24 protein-coding genes and 1 pseudogene are annotated in these 23656 nt (G+C 47.1%); 7 read left to right on the top strand and 18 right to left on the bottom strand.

The annotated features are described in order from the left end of the window. Window positions 1-140: 140 nt before the first annotated feature. The 5 genes and pseudogenes from L5M17_RS12445 to L5M17_RS12425 form a co-directional block, all read right to left on the bottom strand. Window positions 141-1676: pseudogene (locus L5M17_RS12445) on the bottom strand (LTA synthase family protein). Window positions 1677-2313: 637 nt separating this feature from the next. Next, the gene (locus L5M17_RS12440) at window positions 2314-2730 is read right to left on the bottom strand and encodes a hypothetical protein (protein WP_105251122.1); all 417 of its coding nucleotides are present in this window, start codon (window positions 2728-2730) and stop codon (window positions 2314-2316) included. A 368-nt stretch (window positions 2731-3098) separates the two neighbouring features. Beyond that, on the bottom strand, window positions 3099-4313 hold the full coding sequence (locus L5M17_RS12435; protein WP_105251123.1) for a 4Fe-4S binding protein: 1215 nt from the start codon (window positions 4311-4313) through the stop codon (window positions 3099-3101). A 266-nt stretch (window positions 4314-4579) separates the two neighbouring features. Continuing rightward, window positions 4580-5233: a DUF2959 domain-containing protein gene (locus tag L5M17_RS12430; RefSeq protein ID WP_168826470.1), complete on the bottom strand. Its 654-nt coding sequence runs from the start codon at window positions 5231-5233 to the stop codon at window positions 4580-4582. 28 nt (window positions 5234-5261) lie between these two features. Then, window positions 5262-5483: a hypothetical protein gene (locus tag L5M17_RS12425; protein ID WP_006079786.1), complete on the bottom strand. Its 222-nt coding sequence runs from the start codon at window positions 5481-5483 to the stop codon at window positions 5262-5264. 81 nt (window positions 5484-5564) lie between these two features. Between L5M17_RS12425 and L5M17_RS12420 the strand changes: the two genes are divergently transcribed. From L5M17_RS12420 to azoR, 6 genes are all read left to right on the top strand, one after another. Continuing rightward, the gene (locus L5M17_RS12420) at window positions 5565-6536 is read left to right on the top strand and encodes a virulence factor BrkB family protein (protein ID WP_263147813.1); all 972 of its coding nucleotides are present in this window, start codon (window positions 5565-5567) and stop codon (window positions 6534-6536) included. A gap of 35 nt (window positions 6537-6571) precedes the next feature. Then, window positions 6572-7525, top strand: a complete 954-nt coding sequence (locus L5M17_RS12415; RefSeq protein ID WP_263147811.1) for an alpha/beta fold hydrolase — start codon at window positions 6572-6574, stop codon at window positions 7523-7525. Continuing rightward, complete coding sequence (locus L5M17_RS12410; protein ID WP_263147809.1) at window positions 7522-8127, top strand: hypothetical protein; 606 nt, start codon at window positions 7522-7524, stop codon at window positions 8125-8127. Before L5M17_RS12415 ends, L5M17_RS12410 begins: the two co-directional genes overlap by 4 nt. Window positions 8128-8143: 16 nt before the next feature. Then, on the top strand, window positions 8144-8581 hold the full coding sequence (dtd, locus tag L5M17_RS12405) for a D-aminoacyl-tRNA deacylase (protein ID WP_131524019.1): 438 nt from the start codon (window positions 8144-8146) through the stop codon (window positions 8579-8581). 30 nt (window positions 8582-8611) lie between these two features. Next, entirely contained in the window at window positions 8612-9049 is a 438-nt protein-coding gene (locus tag L5M17_RS12400) for a thioesterase domain-containing protein (RefSeq protein WP_263147805.1), read from the top strand. Window positions 9050-9230: 181 nt separating this feature from the next. Then, a complete protein-coding gene (gene azoR / locus L5M17_RS12395; protein ID WP_173242729.1) occupies window positions 9231-9827 on the top strand; it encodes an FMN-dependent NADH-azoreductase in 597 nt (198 codons plus the stop codon). A gap of 181 nt (window positions 9828-10008) precedes the next feature. Here the strand turns inward: azoR and L5M17_RS12390 are convergent, their stop codons facing one another. The 3 genes from L5M17_RS12390 to L5M17_RS12380 form a co-directional block, all read right to left on the bottom strand. Beyond that, window positions 10009-10194 carry a hypothetical protein gene (locus L5M17_RS12390; protein ID WP_263147802.1) on the bottom strand — a complete coding sequence of 62 codons (186 nt, stop codon included), beginning with the start codon at window positions 10192-10194 and terminating at the stop codon, window positions 10009-10011. A 75-nt stretch (window positions 10195-10269) separates the two neighbouring features. Further along, complete coding sequence (locus tag L5M17_RS12385; protein ID WP_131524018.1) at window positions 10270-10593, bottom strand: rhodanese-like domain-containing protein; 324 nt, start codon at window positions 10591-10593, stop codon at window positions 10270-10272. A 145-nt stretch (window positions 10594-10738) separates the two neighbouring features. Beyond that, window positions 10739-11314 (bottom strand): helix-turn-helix domain-containing protein, encoded by a 576-nt coding sequence (locus L5M17_RS12380; protein WP_263147798.1) that lies wholly within the window; start codon window positions 11312-11314, stop codon window positions 10739-10741. Between the two features lie 164 nt (window positions 11315-11478). Between L5M17_RS12380 and L5M17_RS12375 the strand changes: the two genes are divergently transcribed. Continuing rightward, on the top strand, window positions 11479-12666 hold the full coding sequence (locus L5M17_RS12375; RefSeq protein ID WP_263147795.1) for a benzoate/H(+) symporter BenE family transporter: 1188 nt from the start codon (window positions 11479-11481) through the stop codon (window positions 12664-12666). 51 nt (window positions 12667-12717) lie between these two features. Here L5M17_RS12375 and L5M17_RS12370 read toward each other — a convergent pair whose 3' ends face one another. The 10 genes from L5M17_RS12370 to L5M17_RS12325 all read right to left on the bottom strand — a co-directional run bounded on the left by L5M17_RS12370 (window position 12718) and on the right by L5M17_RS12325 (window position 23655). Beyond that, window positions 12718-13194 (bottom strand): GNAT family N-acetyltransferase, encoded by a 477-nt coding sequence (locus L5M17_RS12370; protein ID WP_263147793.1) that lies wholly within the window; start codon window positions 13192-13194, stop codon window positions 12718-12720. A gap of 165 nt (window positions 13195-13359) precedes the next feature. Next, window positions 13360-13869: a hypothetical protein gene (locus L5M17_RS12365; RefSeq protein WP_263147790.1), complete on the bottom strand. Its 510-nt coding sequence runs from the start codon at window positions 13867-13869 to the stop codon at window positions 13360-13362. Between the two features lie 609 nt (window positions 13870-14478). Next, a complete protein-coding gene (locus L5M17_RS12360; RefSeq protein ID WP_263147787.1) occupies window positions 14479-15222 on the bottom strand; it encodes a hypothetical protein in 744 nt (247 codons plus the stop codon). Window positions 15223-15243: 21 nt separating this feature from the next. Continuing rightward, complete coding sequence (locus tag L5M17_RS12355) at window positions 15244-16512, bottom strand: beta-ketoacyl-ACP synthase (protein WP_263147785.1); 1269 nt, start codon at window positions 16510-16512, stop codon at window positions 15244-15246. Continuing rightward, window positions 16513-17238, bottom strand: coding sequence for a 3-ketoacyl-ACP reductase FabG2 (locus L5M17_RS12350; protein ID WP_263147783.1), 726 nt, complete (start codon window positions 17236-17238; stop codon window positions 16513-16515). 112 nt (window positions 17239-17350) lie between these two features. Then, a complete protein-coding gene (locus tag L5M17_RS12345; protein ID WP_219251353.1) occupies window positions 17351-17884 on the bottom strand; it encodes a hotdog family protein in 534 nt (177 codons plus the stop codon). 4 nt (window positions 17885-17888) lie between these two features. Next, entirely contained in the window at window positions 17889-19088 is a 1200-nt protein-coding gene (locus L5M17_RS12340; RefSeq protein WP_219251354.1) for a beta-ketoacyl-[acyl-carrier-protein] synthase family protein, read from the bottom strand. 46 nt (window positions 19089-19134) lie between these two features. Beyond that, window positions 19135-19899 (bottom strand): DUF3261 domain-containing protein, encoded by a 765-nt coding sequence (locus L5M17_RS12335; protein WP_173242750.1) that lies wholly within the window; start codon window positions 19897-19899, stop codon window positions 19135-19137. Between the two features lie 4 nt (window positions 19900-19903). Next, entirely contained in the window at window positions 19904-21193 is a 1290-nt protein-coding gene (locus L5M17_RS12330; RefSeq protein ID WP_263147778.1) for an NAD(P)/FAD-dependent oxidoreductase, read from the bottom strand. Window positions 21194-21216: 23 nt separating this feature from the next. Beyond that, a complete protein-coding gene (locus tag L5M17_RS12325; RefSeq protein WP_263147775.1) occupies window positions 21217-23655 on the bottom strand; it encodes an MMPL family transporter in 2439 nt (812 codons plus the stop codon). Window position 23656 lies beyond the last annotated feature (1 nt).

Genomic DNA, 23656 nt, shown 5'->3' with positions numbered 1-23656 from the left:
TTATCTGCGATAAAGTCTAGCTGTTGCCTGATTGTAATCAATTTTATGACATATATATTAAAAATACTGCAGAGGGTGATGTAAGCCAGTATCTGCAGTATGGTCTGTGAGACAAAATTGTTTTGTATTCACTTAATGTATCATTTAGCCCAAGTATTATTTAACACAGCCTGTTGGGATAGTTGGAATTCAAGTTTTAGTTGTTCTGCATACTTAGGAGCATCATTTTGAGTAAAATCTGCACTATCACTCTCTGATATGATTTTATCTCCCGCAATTAAAAACGAACCTGAGTTAGTAAATGCGCCTAGTAAGTCCCCTTTTACGACTATGCTGTAGGGTTTTCGGTCTCTATAAAGTGATCGTCCAACAGATGCGAACTCGTTATTAAAACCGAGTAAATCAAAAGCTGTAGGTAAAATATCTAGTTGGCTTGCAAGTATTTTATGCCGTTTAGGGGCTATGTTTTGCCCTGGACGGTAAATCCATAACGGAATATGGAATGCACTTTTTAAGCCCGGCGTTTTCGTATTGAACAAGGTATGATCTGCTAAAATCATGAAAGTCGTATTTTCGTACCAGTCCTGCTTTGAAGCTTCTGTAAAAAATGCTTTAAGAGCTTCATCTGTATATCTAACAGTGTTCAAAAAATCTGTAAATGTATCTTGGCCATACGGATAAACCTGTAAGTGCTTCGGTGTTTCTACGTATGGCATGTGGGTGGTGCCTGTAAATCAAAAACTGATAAAAGGTTTGTCACTTTTATTGGCCAGTTCGAGTGTTTTCATTAGCATTTCATAGTCCCAACCAAATTGAGCACCATCGGGATCGGGATAATCTGTGCGGGTAATGGGGATATCACTGCGACCTAAATATTGCTGAAAACCCGTATAGTTAGCGATGGAATCTAGGCGAATGGAATCGCGTTTTGAGCTTTGCAGCATTTGGGTTTGGTAGCCGTGTGATTGGGCGATATTACCGATTTTTGTGAGGCGTGATAATTCGAGACCACCACCAATATAGCCCACACTTTCTAGGGGCGGTAGGCCGAATAAGCTGGCTTGAACCCCTAAATTACTGCGCTGACCGACGGCGTAAAAATTGTCATATACTTCGGCTTTTTTAGATAATTCATCTAAAAATGGTGTGACTCTATAATCTGATCCGGATAGGCCATCGACATAGGCGTAGCTCAATGCTTCAACTAAAATAATGACTAAGTTACGACCATTGGGGCTATTTTCTGGGAATTGACTGAGAAATGGATATTGATACGCTTCAGCTTCAGTTTTGTTCAGATGGGCTGCAAGCTGTTCTGCGTTGAAATATTTGTAATCTGTGCGTTGGTAGCTCTGTGCTGTTCCTTTGGCCCCCGTGTAAATGCCATTTAATATCAAATTAGCTTGCTGCTCATTCTGGCTATCATAGGCATCGATAATCCCTAATGGCTTACCGTGTAAGTCTAATCCGCGCATGCACAGGATCAATAAGGGTAATGCGAGTAAAAATGTACCACATTGAGCTAGAAATGATTTATGCGGTTTGGCGACATAGAAAAGGGTACGCCATTTTTTTAGCCAAAAAAGGATGGCTGAAATAACTAATACTAAGCTAAATATGGTCAGAGCAAGATGATCTTTGACTAGAAACGGAATAATAAATGATGTCTCTGTCATGAGTAGAGGCAAATCATTAAATGTGTGTCTGTTTACTACCCCAAAATAGATGAAATCACCCATCAGTGCGATGGTCGATAGCATCAGCATAATTAGACCTAGTTGCAGTCCAGTTCCTTTTATCATTGAGGCAATTCGCCCCTTTGCTGGGGTTAATATGAGTAAGGTCGGCAATAGCAGCACATAGCTTGCTGTCATTAGATCAAATCTAACTGAAGTGAACAGTATCGTCATGACATCGATACTTCCCGCAAAATAATCGTGATACGCAATGTAATTGGCTAAGCGGAAACAGGCGAGAATGAATAACATTGAGACATAAAGAAACAACACACTGCGAAATTGACTTAACTTCATACGATTAATTTGATCATCAGACATTGAGAAATGGCGCATAATAGCACAGCAGTCGTCACGAGTTCAAAATCAGGCAAAGCTCGTTGGTATTGCTTAGCAGGGGTTGCTGATGAGAGGTTACTGGATTGCGTTAGCTGAGTGTGTCACTAGGCGGCACGTGAGGTCTTTTCTGGATAGTATTTGGCAGTTGCTTTATTGCTAACGCCTATCTCGCTGTGGTGCGGCCGAGGACGTCGGGATACTCGATAGGACTTAGAGCCCTATCGAGTGAGCGTCAAGCTTATGACTTAGCTTTATCTGCCAATTTTACCGCATTGACACTTTCACCTTTGAAGCTGATAGTCACATTTTTCTGAGCGACTTCATTATCTTTGAGCAAAGTCTTAGTGGTTTCTGCCAGCATTGGAGAAGCTGCATTTAACGCACTAAGATCATAGGCCCAAACTTCTAGATCCGCTTCATTATAAGTGCTAGCAGGCGCACCTAATTTTTCAGTGATTGTTTGCTTGGTTGAGCCTTCTTTAATGCCGAATGTATTTTTAATCGCTTCATTCGTTGCGCTGTCTAACGCATTGGTTGCCGTATCATTCACTGTGTCAGTGACAGATTGAGTTGCTGATTTAACGATTGAATCGAATGGGCCAGCATAAGCAAATAATGGCAGAGCAGTAAGAGCGATCAATAATGATTTTTTCACACAATAATTCCTTTGGTTAATACATTCCTTTATTAAATGCGCGCGAATTAGACCAGTAATTAGATTTTGTGTCAATTAAGCATCTGTTCTATATGATTTTATTTTAATCCTTTCAGATTGCTCCTAATAAGTGGGTCAACCTTTAGTTGTACCTAAAGGTTTCCATTTTGAGGTTTTCTAGTCTTATCTGCTGCTGTTTTCCAATTTCGTTAGTGTTTTATTCCATCGCAATTGGATCCCGTCATATGTGTCATTTTAGGTGTTCTAGTGTTCTAGTGTTCTAGTGTTCTAGTGTTCTAGTGTTCTAGTGTTCTAGTGTTCTAGTGTTCTAGTGTTCTAGTGTTCTAGTGTTCTAGTGTTCTAGTGTTCTAGTGCCCAATTCTATTAATCACTTGGATCAATTCCATGCGGATGTTGTCTGGTGTTTGGCTATGCCAGAAACCTGCTAAGTAAGCGCCCAGCGGTAGGATAAATAATGCGATAAGCACTAATGCGAGCAATCCCTTATGACCGAGTCTGTGGCCGGATTTCAGCCCAAGGCCGAGGGCGGCAGATTTAGGGCAAGCCGCGACACAGCGCATGCAGGCTTGGCACTCGTCACTGCGAACCGTGGTTTTAGTGTGCACTATGATGTTTGCTGGGCAAGCGCGGGTGCACTTGTCGCATTTCATCCCTTTTGCTTCGATAAGGCAGTGCTGGGTATTGCGGCGGATTTTTAATGGGCTCGCAAAGCTTAAGATCCCAAGCATTGCGCCATAGGGACACAAGTAACGGCAGAATCCCTGACGACGCCATGCAGCTAAAGCGAGGATCAGCGCAAATACCAGTAGCGTGATTAGGCTGGGTGTTAGGAAGAACAATGCCATCTTCAAGTCGGCAATCTTATGATAATTACCTTCAAGATAATGGGGGATGGATTGTGCTGGCATACCAATGACTATGTAGCAAAGTGCTAGGAGTAATAGATATTTCAACATTCGCAGTGGCCAATCTAGCCAAGCAGGTGGTGTAAGCTCTGATTTAATAAAGCGTTTTCTAAAGGAATACAGATATTCCCCTGCCAGACCTAATGGGCAAGCCCAACCGCAAAATGCCCGCTTGCAGAGTAAACCTGTGAGTAATACCGCCGCTAGCATGACTGCTGCCGCAGGATGGGTTTGATCCCACAAATTGAGGCTGATAATGGCTTTAAGCTCAATGCCACCCGCAATCGGTAAAAAGGCATCGACTACGTCGGGGCGCATTAGCCAAGGTGTGATTCCTTGCTTAAGCAGTACGGTATTGATTGTGTATTGTATGGCAACCAGCAAGAGCGATAGCGCTAAGACATGTTGAGTCCCTTCGCGAAGGGTATTGATTTTAATTTCACCCTTGAGTGCATCAGGCGCAAATTTATGCCCAAGTAGCATCAGTGGTAGTGCAATAAGAAGCCCGAGAGCCAGTGGCCAATAAAGACTCATTGCCACCGCACCGATACTGAGCAACAGTGTGGCGACCGCGCCCCATTTCTGGCCGCTCCAATAGCTGAGGGAGGCGAGATACATGAGTGCCAACATCAGCGTGAGTGATTCGATAAAAGTCATAGTGATGAATACAGCTAATAAGTTACAAGTACAGGCTCTGAGTGGTGAACTGAGGATAAGTTTTTGAGTAATAAGTGAAATTGTGCGTCAGATCTAAGATTCGCGCTATCAATCAATTAAAGCGCGCCATAGCTCACAAAGCTAAGTGTTTTAGTCTTGCACAAATAAAGTATGGCTTGCAGGGACAGAGGGCCAGGTCACACAAAGAATAAAAAGCCCCAGCAATTTATTTTGCTAGGGCTTAGGAATTCAGTGGGGCATTTGGATTAATTTTTTGATTTTTCGAGTGCTTCGATAAATTTGCTCGATTCGTTAATCGAGGTGTTCATCTCTTTAATCAGGCCAGAAATATCGGTTTGCAGACTCGCAAATTCGCTTTTAATCGCACCAATGGCTTGGGCGTTCAAGTTATGCTTGAGATACAGCATATTATCTTTCATGGCGGTGAGTATCGGCGGCATTTTTGACTCGGCACGGCGCATACTTTTAATCAATTGTTCATAGGCGCGGCGCGTTTCTTTGAGTTTAGTTTCACTGTTGCGGCGTAGGTTGGCTTTACTGATCTCGCTAATTTCATTTTGCCACTCATCGAACAGTGCTTCGGCTACATCTTCGACTTTATTGATGCGGTTGCTGACGTTGTCGGCGGCACTTTGAGCCGATTCGTATTCATCTTTGGCTCTGCTATAGGCTTTTTCTAAGTTGCCATCACTGTAATTGAGCAGCGCTTGCATTTCTTCTAGGGCTGAGCTGAACTCTTTTTGAGCATCCTGTTGGGATTTTTTCGCATCTTTAACTCTGTCGACCATAATATCGCGTTTATGGTAACCGACCTTTTCCATTGCGCCGTAGTAGGCACTCTGGCAACCACTAAGCAGGAGACTTGTGGCAATCAGCCCTGAAGCTATCAGTCTTTTCATTGGGTGTTCCGTCGCTGAATGAAATTAATTAATCGGCTTTAAATCGCGCCGCATCGATAATGCTCCACAGATGAAAGATAGCACCTATTACCGCGGGCACAATCAGCCACCAGAGGGCATAACCCACCACTGTGATAATGAAAAATAACAGTGCGGCCATTATTCGGCCTTGCAATAATTGGCCTAGCCCAGGAAAAAATAGGCTAGCAATAGCAGAAATAACGTTACCTGCAGATCCTTGTTGAGACATCAATTCACTCCTTAGACTTGTAAATTAAGTGTTTATTGTACGAAGATAACGAGTCTATACCAACAGAATCAAGAGAAACCCGTGACTAAGAAGATAGAACTGGCACAAATTCGCGCCTTATTCCTCGGGATCTGGCACTTCCTGCTGCATTTGAGACGGCGTTTAGTTGAAGATCAAATCAATATTCGCGCCGGACATTTAGCCTATGTCACACTGTTGTCACTCGTGCCTATGGTGGCGGTGACTATGTCTATGCTGTCAGCTTTTCCGGTATTTAAGGGGATACGTGGACAGATAGAAGGTTTCGTTTATCAGAATTTTTTACCTGCCGCTGGCGATACTGTGCAAGTGTATATCAATGAGTTTGTGGCCAATGCCTCTAAGGGGACTGCGGTCGGGATTGCGGCCTTAGTCGTGGTTGCCATTTTGCTAATTTCCGCCATTGATAAATCGCTCAATAACATTTGGCGTACTAAAGAGAAGCGTTCAGTGGTGGTGGCTTTTTCTATGTATTGGATGGTCATCACTTTGGGCCCGGTATTGGTGGGGGCCAGTTTGGTCGCCACTTCCTACGTGGTGTCACTGAAGGTCTTTGACGGTCAGTTGTCGGGTGTGGTGCCCGTGTTTCTTGAGCGTTTACCTATGCTTTTCTCTGTGGCGGCATTTTTATTGTTGTATATGGTGGTGCCTAATCAAAAAGTGAAGTTTCTACATGCACTATTAGGGGCGATTGTTGCCGCAATCTTGTTTGAGTTAGGTAAAAAAGCCTTTGCTATGTATGTCACTCAGTTTCCGAGTTATGAAGCGATTTATGGTGCTTTAGCCGTGATCCCCATTATCTTTGTCTGGGTGTATTTATCGTGGATGATAGTATTACTCGGCGCGGAAATTACCGCCGCGATGCCTGAATATTTAGATTATGAGTCGAGCTCAGATGATGACGAAACCGCTCTGAATGCTAAGCCTCTAGAAAATGCCTCCCAAGATAATTCCGCTGCGGTGTTAACTTCGGCTGAGGTGACGGCACTCAAGGCGGTGGCTAAATCTGAATGACGCCATTAGAGGATTATTAATGGCGATGACACTGAATGCCTGAATCCTTCCCATCTTTTATCCGTCGCGACTGGTTTAACGTTGGCAATGGTCAGCAATTGCATCTGGCGCAATACGGTAATCCACAAGGTATCCCACTGCTGTATTTGCACGGCGGTCCAGGAGCGGGTTGTGATATCGGTGATTTAGCTTTATTTAATGGCGATCAATATTGGATTTTGCTTTTAGATCAACGCGGGTCTGGGCAATCTTTACCCTTTGGCGATTTAGCCAACAACCATCTCACGGGTTTGATTAGCGATATTGAGGCGATTCGCCTTGCATTGGGTATTGAGCGTTGGTGTTTAGCAGGTGGCTCTTTTGGGGCAACATTAGGCTTAATTTACAGCGGATTATTCCCAGAGCGGGTGATTGCACAGGTACTGTGGGCGTTATTTATTCCATCCAAAGAAGGTCTCGACTGGCTCTATGGCGCTGACGGCGCGGCAAAATTGCAACCTGTTGCTTATCGACTCTTCAATGACATTTTTCCGGTTCAGTTATCGCTGACTGAACTGCTGGATTCGTACCATCTAGGTTTGGCATCAGCCGACGAAAATGTGCGATACCATTTTGCGCGGCGTTGGGTACAGTGGGAGTTGCAGCTTGCGGGGGCGAGGTTAGTGCTGCCAAGGCTGTTACCCGAATCCGTATTAGCATTAGCCAATATCGAGTTACACTTTGCTCGACATAATTACTTCAATGCGATGAATGTGTTACAGCGCGTGACGCCTAGAGTGAAGGCGCGTAGTGTGTTATTGCAAGGAATGCAGGATGCAATTTGCCCAGCGACGCTATTACGCGATTTTTTGGCTGGGTTGGAGCATGCTATTACAATTCAATCTGTTGTCGATGGCGGACATATGCTCAATAGTGAGTCTTTGTTTTTGGCGGTTACAGCAGAAATCCATGCTATGTGGTCGTGGATACATCAAAGGGAAATACAATGAAAACATTGCTCATCAGTGCCACTTTACTCGGATTAACCGCCTGTGCCGCCACGGCGCCCTCGCAAACCAGCGCGATTGACCCTGTGGTGGCTCAGGAGACCGTGAGTGCGCCCGTCGCGCCCAAAGTCGTTGAACTGGGTGGACTGACCAATGAAGCTGCCGCTGAGCGCTTGTATCAAGCGTTGATTGACGCAAATTATCTGGCCACCCAAGTTGCGCCGACTAAAGTGGCTGTGCAGTTTGGCAATAACCAATTCTTGCTTGAGCCGAGTATCAATTCAGCGGGTATTGACCGTATTTTAATGAATCGCTTCTATGCTGTGCACCCGCAATTGCAGGCCAGCCAAGAGTTGCCTGCCGTGATTGGCACCTTGAATCAGAAGCTTAATTTTGCCAAGTTTGTGTTGTTGGACCAAGGCGCAGTGATTCAAGTGCAAGGTACAGTGACCTTTGCCGACCGTATTGAAATAGAAGAATTACGTCGCTTTATGTTGTGGACGAATGGCGGCTTAGCGCAGGTCGTACAATCTTTGCCTGATGGCGTAGAGCAATATATCCGCCCGCTACCGCTAATGCCGCAAATGGTTCCCGTTAAGCCTTAATCTAAAAGGAAAAGTTGTGATTGCGTTAATTCAAAGAGTGAGTCGCGCCAGTGTGGTGGTTGATAACCAAACCCTAGGTGAAATCAATAAAGGCTTGTTGGTTCTGCTCGGTGTCGAGCAAGAAGATACCCGCGAGAAGATGGAAAAGTTGGCGACTAAAGTCATGAGTTATCGCGTTTTTTCCGATGAAAATGGCAAGATGAATCTCAATCTAGAACAAGTCGGTGGGTCTTTATTAGTCGTGTCACAATTTACCTTGGCCGCTGATACAGGCCGAGGCTTGAGGCCGAGTTTTTCAGGGGCGGGTACGCCGGAACAAGCTTTAGGCTTGTATGAAGAGTTTGTCGCATTCTGCCGCGCTAAGGGCGTTCATACAGAAACCGGACAGTTCGGCGCCGATATGCAAGTGTCCTTAGTCAATGATGGCCCTGTGACCTTTAATCTGCAGGTGTAGCTTCTATCGTGATGTTTAAGGGGAATGCATATGGATCAATTGCTCATTAAATTACGCCAGACTTGGCACAGTACGATCCCCGTTAGCGAGTTTATGCAGATAGTGCCACTCGATTACAGCGAGGGAGAATTTCGAGTCACAGCGCCGATGACGCCCAATATTAATCTGCATCAGACCATGTTTGCGGGCAGCATTTATACCTTGATGACCTTAACAGGCTGGGGTGCCGTGTGGCTAAATCAACAGTTGGTGGGCGTGGCGGGTGATATTGTGCTCGCCGATGCCCATATTCGTTATCTTGCTCCTGTGACTTGTGAGCCTGTGGTAAAAGTACAATGGCCAGATGTGGATCTCAGCCCGTTACAAAGGGGGCGCAGAGTTAAGGTGAAGCTGGAAGTGCAATTGTATTGTATGGATTCATTGTGTGCGGTTTTTGAAGGCCTGTATGTTAGTACGTCGAAAGTATGAATGCGTCGAAAGCAACTTAGTGTATCTGTACGTCGAAGGTGATGTATAACCTTTCTAAAAAATCGAAGCTAATCTCAGATTTTATCCGCTTTATTTCTTTTTTATGGGCTAATACACTAGCGTCATAGAGTTGAGATATTCCATCTTACTCTGAGTCATTTACCTATTTTCGGAGCAGATTATGTCTAAAGTCTTAATTTTAAAATCAAGCATTCTTGGCGGTTATTCACAATCTGCCGTGTTAATTGACCACTTAGCGAGTCACTGGGAAACCCAAGGCGCCGCTATTACAGTGCGTGATTTAGGCGGTAAAGACGTACTACCTATGGTAGACGGTGAAATCGCTTCTGGGTTACGCGGTGGTGCAGAATTATCGGCACGTCAGCAAGAAATGCTCGCCTTATCAGATACCTTAGTCGCTGAATTAAAAGCGAACGATACGATTGTTATCGCTGCACCTATGTACAACTTTACGATTCCGGTTCAACTTAAAAACTGGATCGATTTTGTCGCCCGTGCCGGTGTGACTTTTACTTATACTGAAACGGGTCCAAAAGGATTAGTGGAAGGTAAACGCGCCGTGTTAGTGACGACCCGTGGCGGCGCTCACAAAGATGGCCCAACGGATCACGTTGTACCTTACTTGAAAACGGTTTTAGGCTTTATGGGTATCACCAATGTTGAAGTGGTTTACGCCGAAGCACTGAATATGGGCCCTGAAGCACACGATAAAGGCATGGGCGAAGCGAAACACAGCATAGATCTGTTGCAGGCTTAATTGTTCCGTTGATTAGCTGAGTCATTTGATTTAGCTGAATAAATAATGCCAGCCCTTAATAGGCTGGCATTTTTGTATGTGCATTTCAGCTAAGCACGCTTGGCTTAAGTGGCTAGGTTTGAGCTACTAGACTCGAGCGGCTAGGTTGGAGCGACTAGGTTTAAGTCGCAGGCTTAGCTGTTTATTCGCAAAGGCTGCAGCCTTTGGTGAGGGTGCTAGTCTCAACATAACGCACCTTAGTGCTGGCTTGGTCGCGATTACGACTGATGCTAAAGCGTGCATGGCGCTCAGTTTCAAGCGGCTTTTCAGCAGTGTTACCCTGTGTGGCTTCAAACTGTAACGCTTTGGCATGATTTGTTTTATGCATACACCACCTCGCAGATATTTAAGTCATCACAATGTACAGACTGGCCTGATTAGCGCCGTACAACCAAGGCTTAAATTAGCTCGGCTGGCAGCAGACTAAATCTTTAAGCGAACCACCATTCACCACGCAGCTAAAGCCATTGGCCTTGAGAATGTCGCAGCCATTTTGTGCTCGAATCCCTGCGCCACAGTAGAGCACGAATGGATGCTGTTTATTGTCGACTTGGTGTAACCATTGGTCGAGTGTTGGCAGTGGCACATTAATGGCTTGGGGCAAATGACCTGAGGCAAATTCCTCCGGCGAACGCACATCAATCACCCGTGCGCCTTGTTCAATCAATTGCCAACATTTTTCGCCCGAGTGGCTGCCGGATAACTTAGCCAGTAAAGATTGAAACATAGCATTGTCCCTACCATTAGAAAATTTTCAATAAGTTTATTCTAATGAATTGGCGAGTGCAAGCGCTGCAGATTATCGGTAGTAATGGTTTGGTCTTTGGCGTTGTTGGTACTCGAACTCTGCATTACTGGCACTAGACAAATAGTTAGAGGCTAGACACATTAGCTCGTTGATAGTGAATGATGTCGTGGAATACCACGGCTTGCTCGTTTAGATTGCGATAGCCATGGGGTTTGTCGGCCGCAAATCGTACTGCTTCACCTTGGTTGAGTGTTTGCCACTCGCCATCGACTAGCACTTCCATAGTACCGCTCAAGACAATGACATGCTCAGTGACACCCGTTTCATGGGGCTCAGAAAGCCGCTCATAGTTTGGCAGCAGCGTGAGTTCAAACATCTCGAAACCGAAGCGCTCTTCAAAGGGGAAGAGTGAGGCGACTAGCATGCCGTCGGTGGCGGGTTGTTGGCGTAACTCGTCGGGCTTACGGAATACTGCGCCTTGGCTCTGGGGTGTGGGTTCGAGAAAGGTCGACAGCGAGATATTGAATCCACTGGCAATTTTCCACAGCGTCGCAATGGTTGGGCTTGATTCACCGCGCTCGATTTGTCCTATCATGGCCTTACTAACGCCAGTCTCTTGGGCGGCTTTATCTAAACTCCATCCCTTTTGGTTGCGAAGTGCTTTAAGCATGGTGGCGAGATAGCTGTTTATCGTCTGCACAATGGCCCCATCATTTTTATAAAAATTTAGTTTGTACGTTATAACGCACAGGTGTTATCTTGTCCATCTCGTACGTTATAGCGCACAAAAAGCTATCTTGTTCATTTTATAAGTTATAGCGCACAAAGTAATGGCGACACTAATTGCAGAGAAAGGGAGTGGATATGTGGCGAGATGCAGGGAGTTTATCAAAAATATCAGCGGGTTTTATTGCGGTATTAGTGGGTTATAGCAGCTCGGCTGTGATCATCTTTCAAGCGGCGGAGGCTGTGGGTGCGACACCTGCACAGATCAGTTCATGGCTGTGGGCTTTAGGTGTGGGCATGGGCGTGACCAGCATAGGATTATCGCTTTACTACAAGAATCCTATTCTAACGGCTTGGTCTACACCGGGCGCGGCGCTGATGGTGACTAGCCTAGCGGGGTTGAGCGTAAACCAAGCCATAGGCGCTTTTCTGGTGAGTTCGATTTTAATCACTCTTTGCGGGGTGGCGGGCTGGATGGATAAACTTATTCGTATCATGCCGCAGTCAGTCGCTTCAGCCATGTTGGCGGGGATTCTGCTGCAATTTGGCCTAGGGCTATTTCAGGCGATGCAAACCCAGCTGAGCCTAATTTTGATCATGCTGTTGGTGTTTTTCGTCGTTAAGCCTTTTGCGCCGCGTTACATCATCTTGCTGACCTTGCTGGTGGGCATAGGCATGAGTTTTCAATTAGATTTGCTCAAGCTAGATGCGGTTCAGTTGCAACTGGCTATGCCGGTGTGGACTACACCTGAGTTTTCGTTGGCGAGTGTGATTGGCGTAGCATTACCGCTGTTTGTGGTTACTATGGCCTCGCAAAATATGCCGGGTGTCGCTGCGCTGCACGGTAATGGTTACAGGCCGCCCATTTCACCTTTGATCACGAGCACAGGCTTAATCGGGGTAATTCTCGCACCATTTGGCGGTTTTGCCTTTAACTTATCCGCCATCACAGCGGCCATCTGCATGGGTAAAGAGGCCGATCCAAATCCCGCGACCCGCTACTGGGCGGCGGTATGGGGCGGGGTGTTTTACTTTATCACTGGGTTATTGGGTGCCACTGTGGTTGGCCTATTTTCCGCTTTCCCGAAGGAATTAGTACTGGCCATCGCCGGATTAGCCCTGCTCGGCACTATTGCCAATAGTCTGACCGCTGCATTAGCTAAAACGGAAGATCGCGAAGTAGCAATTATCACTTTCTTGGTCACGGCATCGGGTTTTAGTGTGCTGGGCATCGGCAGCGCATTTTGGGGGTTGTTGCTTGGGTTTATCATCCATTGGTGGAACGGGCACAGAACTGCATCAGTAGTTAAGCGAGCGAATACTTAACTGCAGCAAAGCGCCTTAGAGATGAATTTCAAAGACTAAGGCGCATGTTTTTTAGATTTTCTTTGTCATAAACACGCTATTGGGGTCGAGTTGGTAGCCGTCGAAGGGGCCACAGATTTCAAAACCAAATTTGCAGTAGAGCAGGCGGGCAGGATTGAAGAAGTTCATCGAACCTGTCTCTAGACTCAGGCGTTTGACGCCAGCGCTTTTGGCATCGTTAATCAAGTGCTGCAATATCTTAGAAGCTATGCCCTGTTGCTTATAGGGCGCGGCGGTGCGCATAGATTTGATCTCGGCGTGCTCGGCATCTAACCATTTTAGTGCACCGCAGCCCGCTAAATTATTGCCATCCCATAGGGTCCAAAAGCGAATATTGGGCTGACGCAGGCCATCAAGATCTAATGCGTGCACACTTTCAGGCGGTGAGGTTGCCCGCATATCGTTGAGGTGTTCCTGCAGTAAAGCCGCAATCTCAGGCCCTTTAAGGTCATCTAAGGTGATTTTCATGGCTCTTATGGTGGATTTCATGGCAGATCGGTTACTCCCTATAATTGTGGCTTATCCATAATGGCGTCATTGCTTTGTTATCTGTTTGCCAATGCGCCGTTGTAGATAAGCAAATGTTAGGCCACAAAACTAGGGAGTAGAAAAGGTATCAGTTGAATGTTGAGCCGTACATCTCTCAAGATAGGACTATTGTGGAGGCTCAATTTTTCTTAAAAAAGTAAATTTATCTTCATACATTGATTCATATTTTATTTCAATATTTACTTCATTTAATGCTGAAATAAGATCATTAATCTTGACAAAGCCATTCTTATGTTCATTTGTAGAAAAAAGCCATTGTGATTGTGAAGGTAAAATAGTGCCTGGGATACCCAAAAGATTGAAATGAAAATGCTCATTTCTTAATTCAGGAAATAATCCTAGATATCTAAAATCTCCCAAGCTAAATTCTTTATTATTCCGTTTTATCTTCGCTGAAGTAATAACCGCCGGTCCAATGCCATCGTTAGTGAAATGAACTCCTATTTTCTCGCAGTGATTTGATATTTCAACTCTACAGTTAAGGATTGGTTTAACGGATAATTTATTATGTTTCTTTGTCATCTTACCCTGCCAAATCGTTGCAACTAAGGCAAACAGTGCAATAAATACTGACGAAATAGCAATAATGATTTCAGGAGTAATCCAGTTAAACATGCCACAATTTCCAATAAAGTAAGAGTAAGGCAAGATATCGCTATCTTTACTTGATTACAATATCAGTAGATTTAATTTGAAATTAATCACCATTTCCTATCATATGTGCATGAAAGTCGTACAGCTACACTCTGAAATATACATCTTGCTCACAACGAATAATTACCTAACTAGATGTTGTAAAATTTGGTTAGCGAAGTTTGCAGTTATTAAATGTTAGCTCGCGTCTTTGTAAGCCTACAGATTACACTAATGCTCGAAAGGCAAACCATGGTGATTGGCGAGACGACCGTCCGCCCCATGGACGGGGCGGTCGAGCATCCAGGGATGGACTTGCTGCGTGTCGTCGAGCCGGTACCATGGTTGGCCTCACTCTGAACAATATCTATGTTTAACTGCCTCTTCGCCTTCCGTAACTTTCGTTTATCAACTTAGATTCCCTAGGTTTCTTTCACAGTGTTGTGAGTGAATGTCATGGCAAGCCTGTATAGGCGAATATCAGCAAACGCTAAGGCCAACAGTAATTTAAAAAGTGATCCAAACGGATATAAAAATGGCCGAGGATAAGCTCGGCCATGATTTACTCGATTAAGCGTAAAATGGGTAGGTTTAGTAGTATTTCTTCAAATAACTCTCGGCGTAGTTTTTGAGTTTTTTGTTTGAGCTCGCGGTTGCCATATTTTCAATCACATTGCGGTAAGCGGTATTCCCTGAACTAGCTAGCGCTTTTGCCATGTTGGCATAGGTATCGATGGCGAGTTTGTCATCGGCCATTAAGCGTGGTGTTTTCAATTCGTTACTGAGTACGGCTAGGATAAAATCATCGTACTGGCGGTCATCTATGATGCGTTTAGCCGCGAGACGCATTAATTCTAAATCATTGCTGCGTAGGGCATTGGCGAAGGCATTATTTTGCTGACTTTGATCGGCAGTATATTGGCTTTTATCCGCAAGAATCGCATTCCATTTTTTATATATCGTTATGTTTTCTAAAGCTTGACCTGCGTATTTTTTGAGTTTTTTAGGATAATCACCATTAACAATCTTGTTGATGGTTTCGCTGTACTTATCATTGCCTGAATAAGCTAAGCCTTTGACTAACCAAGCACTGTAGTCAATGGCATTTTTTTCAGTGGCTTGGGGCAAAGATGCGAGTAGCTTTGCTTCGAGCGCATCAAAAATGGCAGGATCGGATAAACCAGTGATGGTGAGTGATTCAATGGCTTCTTTTTGCTTGAATTGGTTATCACCCTTAAAGATTTCTTGATAGGTTTCAACCGTATATTCCTGAGCCAATAAAGGCGAGCTTAATAAACTGATGCTAAGCAGCATACCTGCAAAGAGTGGTTTCATGGTGATGTCCTTATGTGGTTTTTATATGTTGTTATTGGCCCAGCGTTTAAAAATCAGCGAGGTATTAATACCGCCAAAGGCGAAATTATTACTCATCACATAATCTGTATCGATTGGACGTAAATCACTACGGATATAGTCCAAATCGGCGCATTGTGGGTCGATACTTTCAAGATTAAGTGTCGGCGCAAACCAGCCCGCATTCATCATCTCAATACTCACCCAAGCCTCTAACGCGCCGCATGCACCTAAGGTGTGGCCCGTGTAGCTTTTAAGGGATGAAATCGGCATACCAGCACCAAAAACTGCATGGGTCGCGTGGCTTTCGGCGATGTCACCGCGATCCGTTGCCGTACCATGGGCGTTCACATAACCTATGGCGCTAGGCTCAAGCTGTGCGTCTTTGAGGGCCAACCTGATGGCGATTTCCATGGTCTGCGCGTTTGGTTGGGTGACGTGTTGGCCATCTGAATTCGTGCCAAAACCGACTAACTCAGCGTAAATCTTGGCACCGCGCGCCTTGGCGTGTTCTAGCTCTTCGAGTACCAGTGTACAAGCACCTTCGCCAATCACGAGGCCATCACGGCTCACATCGAAGGGGCGTGGCGTGAGTTCGGGGGTGCTGTTTTTAGTGCTAGTGGCAAACAGGGTATCGAACACGACAGCTTCTGTGGGGCAGAGTTCTTCGCCGCCGCCCGCCAACATTAAGGTTTGATGACCGTATTTGATGGCTTCATAGGCGTAACCTATGCCTTGGCTCCCCGAGGTACAGGCGCTGCTAGTGGTGTGAATTCGGCCTTTTAAGCCGAAAAATACCCCCACATTCACCGCTGTGGTGTGTGCCATCATGCGGATATAACTCGTGGCGGTGACGCCCGACATATCACCGGTTTTCAACATATCGCCAAAGGCGATGATGGCATCGGTACTGCCAGTGGACGAGCCATAGGCGATACCCATTTCACCCGAGGACACGATAGGATCGTCCAACAATCCCGCATCGATTAATGCAAGTTCACTGGCGCGGGTCGCCATGATAGAAACCCGACCCATAGAACGAATTTTCTTGCGCGAATAATGGCTTGGCACTTCAAAGTCGTTAATGGGCGCGGCTAAGCGGGTATTGAGGCCATCGTATTTATCCCAGTCACCCATAGTAACGACACAGTTTTTCTGCGCCTTAAGGCTCGCCGCTATCGCCTCCCAATCATGGCCCAGGGCGGTAATGCCGCCAATGCCAGTGACAACCACTCGTTTCCCTAAGCGGGTTTGATTTGTCGGCTCGCTCATTTAGATCATGCCTCCATTGACCGATATCACTTGGCGAGTGATATAGGCGGCATCGTCAGACATTAAAAATGCGGCTAAGGCGGCGATTTCACTCGGTTTACCCATGCGGCGCATCGGCACTAATTGCTCGACCATATCCTTAGGAATATCGGCCACCATGTCGGTTTCAATCAAGCCGGGAGCGATACAGTTGACGGTAATTTTGCGTTTTGCTAGCTCTAATGACAATGCCTTAGTTGCGCCGATAATACCCGCTTTTGAGGCGCTGTAATTGACTTGGCCACGGTTGCCCGCAATCCCAGAAACCGAAGCTAAGGTGATGATGCGCCCGCCCTTGCGGCCTTGTACCATAGGCATGACGCAGGGGTGGATGACATTATAAAAGCCGTCTAAGTTAGTGTGGATGACGCTGTCCCACTCGCTTTCTGTCATGGCGGGAAAGGCGGTATCGCGGTTGATGCCAGCATTGAGGATCACGCCATAATAGGCACCATTGGCCTCGATGTCGGCTTCAATGGCGGCTCTGACGCTGGCGCGGTCGGCGACATCAAATTTCAGCAGGCTCACATTCACCCCAAGCGCGCGGATTTGCGCGGCAGTGTCATCGGCAGCCGCTTGGTTACAGTGGTAATGCAGGGCGATATCGAAACCTGCCGCGGCGAGTTTTAGGGCGATGGCTTTACCAATGCCGCGGCTCGAACCGGTAACTAATACTCTGTTATTCATCTGTTTTCTCCACCCCATTTTATCGTTATGTGTCGGTATGGGGTTTCATGTATTTATGGTAAAAAGGTCGCTTGTTAAGGCGCTTTAAGGCTTTTTTATCTACATTATTGCTTTAGTGCCCAAGGCTTCTATTTGCCGCGTCTTGATTGCCTGCAAGATAGGCTTGTGTGTCCTGAGGTTGGAACACGTTCACATTGGCTTGGGCCACTAAGCTCTTTTCTAGCTCAGTGCCGGCTTCGGGCAGCAGATAAATTTGGCAATCGAATACCGCTAATCCCGATTCCTCTTGATAGAGGCGGCTGACTTGGGTGCGATAGGTGCGCCCGAGCTCATATTGCTTTGCATACAAGGTTAATTTGCGCGATCCCAATAGAAAACCGACGCGGATTTTATCATTGCGAAGCTTTGCCTCAACCCCAGCAAGGGCGGCAATACTTTGGGCCATATATTCGATACCCACATAATTGGGTACAGCTCGATGTTTATCATCGAAATAAGGGCTCTTGGCCGTGATAGTGACTTCGGTCTCTAGGTTATCGCGCCGATAGCCTATGATTTTATCGAGCAAAATCATCGGTGCCCTATGGGGAATAAAATCGGCAATATCCTGTTCGGCAAAGGGTTTATTGATCTTAAGTAACTGCATGGTACTAGGCCTCGTTACGGCAGAAAATCAGGCTGGCATTGCTGCCGCCAAAGGCGAAGGAATTGCTCATCACATAATTAAGCGCGCCCTTAGCGGCGACTTGATGGCGCTCGACTAAGGCAATGGACGGATCCTGTGGATCGACTTGTCCGTCCCATTGGTGGGGCGGCAGGGCTTTGCCGTGATTATGTGCTGAAAGTAATAAATAACAGAAGGCGGCTTCAATGGCGCCAGCGGCACCTAAGGTATGGCCGACTAAGGGCTTGGTCGAGCTACAAGGGGGCGTGTTCACGCCAAACACTTCAACCACGGCGCGGCTTTCCATCGCATCATTTTTAGGCGTGGCTGTACCGTGTAAGTTTATGTAACTAATGTCTTTTGCTGCAATGTGTGCATCTTGCAACGCCGCGTGCATGGCTTTGATCGCGCCTTCGCCTTCGGGGTGTGGCGCCGACATATGGTGGGCATCGCTCGACTCGCCAATACCCGCTAGCATGACCTCTGACTCGCCCAACGTCAGGACGAAAAGCGCCGCGCCTTCGCCGATATTGATGCCATCACGGTTGATGCTAAAAGGATTGCAGTGGCCTTTCGAGACAGACTCTAAGGCGTGAAAACCATTGACTGTGAGTTGGCATAAACTGTCGACACCGCCGACAATCACCATATCGCAGAGGTTAGCCTGTAATAGGCGTTTGGCACTGGCAAACACTTTGGCGCTGGATGAGCAGGCGGTTGAAATTGTGTAGCAAGGGCCATCTAGCTCAAAATATTGGCGTAAAAAGTCGCTGGTGCTGCCGAGCTCTTGCTGGAAATAGTGGTAATCCGCCGGAAAGTATCCGTGTTGATTGCGGTAGCTCAGCGCGGCTTCTCCTTTTGAAATCCCTGACGTGCTGGTGCCTAGCACAACACCAATACGGGCATGACCAAAATCCCGTTTCGCTTGTTCAACTGTGGTCGCAATTTGCAGTGCGGCGCACAGCAGTAATTGGTTGTTACGGCAATCGAACTGAATGAGTTTTTCGGGAATGGTTGGTAGCGCTGTCGTCACGGGGGCAACTAAGGTTGGGTGCTCGAACAGGAGAGTGTCACTGCGCAGCATCGCACTGGTATCACCGGCGATCAGGCGGTCTAAAACCTGCTGGGGATCTTGCCCTAGCGGGGTACACAATCCAATCTGTGTAATAGCTACTCTGTTCATCATTGTGTGTCTTTTTACCATGGCACAGTTAAGTGCGGATGCTAACAGATTAAATAGGTTCGATTTCTAGCTCAAATTTAGCTTGTGGCATAGTTAAGCTGATGTGGGCTTGCCAAAGAGCATCGCCGATATTTTGCTGATAACGGATTTGCACCACATGGGTTTGCTGGCCGCTTTTACTGATCAAGGTATCTTGACTATAGATCTGGCGACAGGGGATTGTATTCACTCGGGTGCCTATAAGCGTATCGCCCTGATTTCCCCCAACCGTATCGCAAAGACCTGTGACTAAATGACCACCTTCTAAATGGGCGCGAATACTCTGCTCAGGCCAATAGATCAGTTGCATCATCGCCATTAAATACTCAGCTTTAAAATTGTCCCCTAGCAGCACGCTTTGTTCACTGCTGAGTGTATTACCATCATAAACTAAGGTAAACAAAGCCTGTCCGAGTGGCGCTAAGCCAACGAGTGTCATGCGCTCATCCTCTAACTCTAATTGAGTGAGCAGTTCGTGGGACTTATCACCCACTTTAATGCTGACCTTTTGGCTAAAGGATTGGGGTGAGGATACGCCCGTTTTGCTCTCGGTTTGCGGGCTGCTAATGTCCGCAGGTTTGGCCGTCGGCTTAGTCAGAGGCTTATCGGCTGCGGGGGCAAAATCATGGGGCAGTGGCGCCAAGCAATAACGCATGTCTTTAGCGAGGCCGACACAGGTTTGCCTGAACAGCAGTTCGCTACATCCCGTCAGCCCTAGACTGATGATCAGTAGCGCGGGGAACACTCGCCATTTCGCGTTAAAGTTGAGCGACATGCGGTTACGCCTCTGCAAATTCAGGAATGGCAACTTGGTTTTGGCACAATTCGACCACCATGTTCAGGCGGCGCTCCGAGTCTTTAACGAAGGGATTATTGAGGTCCCAAGCGTAGCCCGCCAGAATCGAGCAAATCATTTGCTTGATGCGTGGATTCGGTTCTTCATAGAAGATCACATCCTGAAAGCGGCCATCATACCAAGCTTGCACATAGGTGCGGAAGGTATTCACCCCCTGCATTAAAGGTGCTGAGTAATCGGCTTGCCAGTCAACCGTTTCGCCATTGAGTTGTTTAGTCACACATTTTGCCGCCATCGATGCCGATTGCATGGCGATAGTGACGCCGGAGGAAAATACCGGATCAAGGAACTCACCGGCATTACCCAGTAGGGCGAACTTGTCGGTCGCAAGGCGTGACACATTGGCGGAATAGCCCTTGAGAGTGGCGCATTCTTGCACCACCTTAGCGTTTGCCAGTAGGGCTTTTAGTCCTGGTTCTTCATTGACTATGTTCATCAATTGTTGCTCAAGCGAACCTTGTAAACGCGCCAGTAATTGCGGTTCGGCAACCACGCCGAGTGAGCAACGGCCATTGCTAAAGGGAATGAGCCAATACCAAATGTCTTTATGCTCTGGGTGGACGCTGATTAAAATTTTATTTCGATCAAAGTTAGGATCGCTGATGTTGTCTTCCACATGGGTAAAGATGGCGCTGCGCTGTGGTAGGCAAGACGGACTTTCTAAGTCGAGCAAGCGGGGTAACACACGGCCAAAACCACTGGCATCAAGCACATATTGGGCGCTGATTTGATAAAGCTCGCCCTGTTCATTGCGCACCATTAAGCATGGATTCTCGGTTAAATCTATCGCCTCGACGGTTTCGCCGTAGCGGATGTCGACCCCTTGGCTTTGGGCGGTATCGGCTAACAGTTTATCAAAACTGGCGCGCTGCACTTGGAATGTGGTGCCCGGCCCTGGGGTAAATTTATCGGTAAAATCGAAGGTAGTGTAAGTGCCATTGCGACGAAAGGCGGCGCCATTTTTATGTTGGAATCCGGCGGCATTGAGCGCATCTAACATGCCGGCTTCTTCGATAAACTGCATGCAGCAGGGCAGTAAACTTTCACCGATGGAGAAACGGGGGAAATGTTGTTTTTCTAACACCAGCACGCGCTTACCTTGTTGGTGTAGCAAGCTGGCGGCGATGGCGCCTGAAGGTCCTGCGCCGATAATAGCCACATCGACGGCAAGTGAATTTGGCATAGCCGATAAATCGTGAGCGGGTGTAGGCATGTAAAGTACGTTCCTTGTCGTTATCAGGACTTTTTAGTCGTTAAAATCAGTGGCGAAAGTAAAAAGGTTAAACCTATACCTAGTGACAGGGTTAAACCAAAATAATGAATCGCTTGGGTCTGGCTAAAGGCGAGTAAACCAAAGGCTAATAGGGTCGAGCAGGCGGACATAAATACCGCCATCATCACTGCCTTGCCGTGGTTTTGAGCAGAGGCAAAGAACAAGCTGTAGTCTATCCCAATCCCGAAAACTAAAATGAGCGCGAGTGCATGGAACAGACTCAGTGGCGAGCCCGTTAAGCCTAAGGTTGCAAGCGTTAGCAAGGCCGCAAGGGCTGGAACGGCAACGACAACCGCGGCTTTTTTAATGCCAAAATTCAGGCTAAACAACAAGAGTGCGATACCGAGTGCGAGCGCTAACAGCTTTAGAGTTAACTGTCGGTAATGGCCCATGACGGCGGAGATATCCGCGACTTTATCGATAAGTTGTACGCTTTCATCATGGGCAAAGCGCGCCTTGATCGCGTCGATCTGTTTAATGCCGCCAAGCAAGACAATGGCACCATGCTCAGCGCTCGCGCCGCCATCATTTAGAACGTCATAGTCGGTGGCCTTGCTATTTGGTGCTAGCCACAGCGGTGCGAGTTGCTTGCCTGCCTCTAGCGTAAAGAAATCTGCTGGACTGATATATTGCTCTTTAGCTGCTAAGTAGCTTGCTTGCAGCTCTGGCTTTAAGTTCTCATCCAACCCAAGGCTTGTGAGCACAGTATCTATCTGAGTTTGATAGATTTCACCCTGTAAGCGATAAGCCGTGTCTTGCCTTTGATGACTGGGAAGATATCGGCTGAGGCTGACGTAGTTGCCTAACTCTTGGTTCGCAATAGCGGCATCGAGCAGTGGCGACACTCGCTCAAGCTGCTGCAGCAACGCTTCTTCACTCGCGGCGCGTACCAGTAAGAATTGATTATCTGTGCCGCCGCTGAGTAGCTGCCTGAGCTGATTTTCAGGTTCAGTCACGCTTGCGGGGCTTTGCTGCAAATGGCGAATATCGTCATCGACGGTTAACTTTGTTACGCCAACCAGACACCACACCATTATCACTAAAGCAAACATGCCCATGCCTAAAGGTGTGGTCAATCGGTTGGATAACTGAGTGAGGTTGGCAAGGTACTTCCCCGCTAACGCTAATGGGCGGGAGCCCGATGGCAAACGACTTCCCGCTAACTGTGGGTAGGCGAGAATGAGGGTGAGATAGGCCCCGAGTAGTCCCGCGGCGCAGAAAATCGCCACTTGCTGCATCCCAGGAAACGGCGCTAAACCTATGCCCACATAAGCTAAGGCACTGGTGATAAAGGCAAGTGTCACTGTGGGGAAGATATACGCGACCGTCGCCTTTGCGTTGCGTTCGGTATCGCTTAAGCGCTCGCAGTAAAAATGAAAGCTGTAGTCGATGGCAATGCCAATTAAGCTAGTGCCAAATACTAAGGTGAGTAAATGCAGCTCGCCAAACACGCTTAAGGTAAAAGTCACTGCCAGCAACAGCCCGCTGGAAATGGTAACGATTGCCAACAGTAGCGGCATCACTGAGCGAAACGCCAGCCAGACTAAAGCTATTACCCCAAGTAAGGATGCAAGACCGAGGATCGAGATTTCACTCTTAGCCGTTTGGGTCGCCGCAATCGCGTGAAACAGGGCACCAGCCTTAAGCAGTGTAATATCGGGATAGCTTTGTTTAACCGCATCCAATCCTAGGGCTAATGCCGTCATCTGCGCCAATTGCGCATTGGGATTAAAAGCACTTTCTTGGCCCTTTGCCATAACAACCGCGGCGACATTATCGCCTTGATTCGCGAGCAGTATCCCTTGGCTGGTCCTGACTTTTGAACTCGGCGCGAGGGCGAGTAAATTGGCGGGGAATAACAACAGCGGATCTTGGGCGAGCAAGTTGCTATTGGCGTAACTGAAGGCGTTGTAAAGCTGCGCCGTGGCCGCTTCAATCAGATTTCCAATGTCTTTCGTTGCTAACGCCTCAGCTTGTGGTGCTGTCAGTAATTTAAATCTGTGGTGGAAATAATATTGCCCCAACGCTTCACCGAGCTGCATATCGGCGCTGCGAATATCTGTGAGCGCGCCTTGCTTACCCCTTGCAACAAGGTCAGCTTCAAACTTTTGCATCAACAGCTTAGCCGCAGCGATTGCCGTGGTTTCATCCTTGGCGACGAGTGCAATATAGACTTGATCGGCGAGCGTGGTTTCAACTTGGTTAAGGGCGCGTTCTGTGAGTTTGTCCTGCTGTAAATGGGGCAGCATGGCGAGGATATCGCTCTGCATCCGTGCGCCGTTTTGCCAGAGTTGCAAAGTCCACAGACTGGCAGACAGCATCAATAGCAACCAAATAGCTAGGCGCCATTTAGGGGATGATTGCATTAGCGCTTGATTGGCGCGCGCGGCGAAGTTGGCCATG

This window comes from Shewanella sp. SW24 (assembly GCF_025653395.1).
GTDB classification, from domain to species: Bacteria; Pseudomonadota; Gammaproteobacteria; order Enterobacterales; family Shewanellaceae; genus Shewanella; species Shewanella oncorhynchi.
This window is presented reverse-complemented; position numbering and strand designations above follow the sequence as displayed.

Coding starts and splice junctions, on each gene's coding strand:
- L5M17_RS12435 (WP_105251123.1), bottom strand. CDS start 4,313: ATGACTTTTATCGAATCACTCACGCTGATGTTGGCACTCATGTATCTC.
- L5M17_RS12430 (WP_168826470.1), bottom strand. CDS start 5,233: ATGAAAAGACTGATAGCTTCAGGGCTGATTGCCACAAGTCTCCTGCTT.
- L5M17_RS12425 (WP_006079786.1), bottom strand. CDS start 5,483: ATGTCTCAACAAGGATCTGCAGGTAACGTTATTTCTGCTATTGCTAGC.
- L5M17_RS12415 (WP_263147811.1), top strand. CDS start 6,572: ATGCCTGAATCCTTCCCATCTTTTATCCGTCGCGACTGGTTTAACGTT.
- L5M17_RS12410 (WP_263147809.1), top strand. CDS start 7,522: ATGAAAACATTGCTCATCAGTGCCACTTTACTCGGATTAACCGCCTGT.
- L5M17_RS12400 (WP_263147805.1), top strand. CDS start 8,612: ATGGATCAATTGCTCATTAAATTACGCCAGACTTGGCACAGTACGATC.
- azoR (WP_173242729.1), top strand. CDS start 9,231: ATGTCTAAAGTCTTAATTTTAAAATCAAGCATTCTTGGCGGTTATTCA.
- L5M17_RS12390 (WP_263147802.1), bottom strand. CDS start 10,194: ATGCATAAAACAAATCATGCCAAAGCGTTACAGTTTGAAGCCACACAG.
- L5M17_RS12385 (WP_131524018.1), bottom strand. CDS start 10,593: ATGTTTCAATCTTTACTGGCTAAGTTATCCGGCAGCCACTCGGGCGAA.
- L5M17_RS12375 (WP_263147795.1), top strand. CDS start 11,479: ATGTGGCGAGATGCAGGGAGTTTATCAAAAATATCAGCGGGTTTTATT.
- L5M17_RS12370 (WP_263147793.1), bottom strand. CDS start 13,194: ATGAAATCCACCATAAGAGCCATGAAAATCACCTTAGATGACCTTAAA.
- L5M17_RS12365 (WP_263147790.1), bottom strand. CDS start 13,869: ATGTTTAACTGGATTACTCCTGAAATCATTATTGCTATTTCGTCAGTA.
- L5M17_RS12360 (WP_263147787.1), bottom strand. CDS start 15,222: ATGAAACCACTCTTTGCAGGTATGCTGCTTAGCATCAGTTTATTAAGC.
- L5M17_RS12355 (WP_263147785.1), bottom strand. CDS start 16,512: ATGAGCGAGCCGACAAATCAAACCCGCTTAGGGAAACGAGTGGTTGTC.
- L5M17_RS12350 (WP_263147783.1), bottom strand. CDS start 17,238: ATGAATAACAGAGTATTAGTTACCGGTTCGAGCCGCGGCATTGGTAAA.
- L5M17_RS12345 (WP_219251353.1), bottom strand. CDS start 17,884: ATGCAGTTACTTAAGATCAATAAACCCTTTGCCGAACAGGATATTGCC.
- L5M17_RS12340 (WP_219251354.1), bottom strand. CDS start 19,088: ATGATGAACAGAGTAGCTATTACACAGATTGGATTGTGTACCCCGCTA.
- L5M17_RS12335 (WP_173242750.1), bottom strand. CDS start 19,899: ATGTCGCTCAACTTTAACGCGAAATGGCGAGTGTTCCCCGCGCTACTG.
- L5M17_RS12330 (WP_263147778.1), bottom strand. CDS start 21,193: ATGCCTACACCCGCTCACGATTTATCGGCTATGCCAAATTCACTTGCC.
- L5M17_RS12325 (WP_263147775.1), bottom strand. CDS start 23,655: ATGGCCAACTTCGCCGCGCGCGCCAATCAAGCGCTAATGCAATCATCC.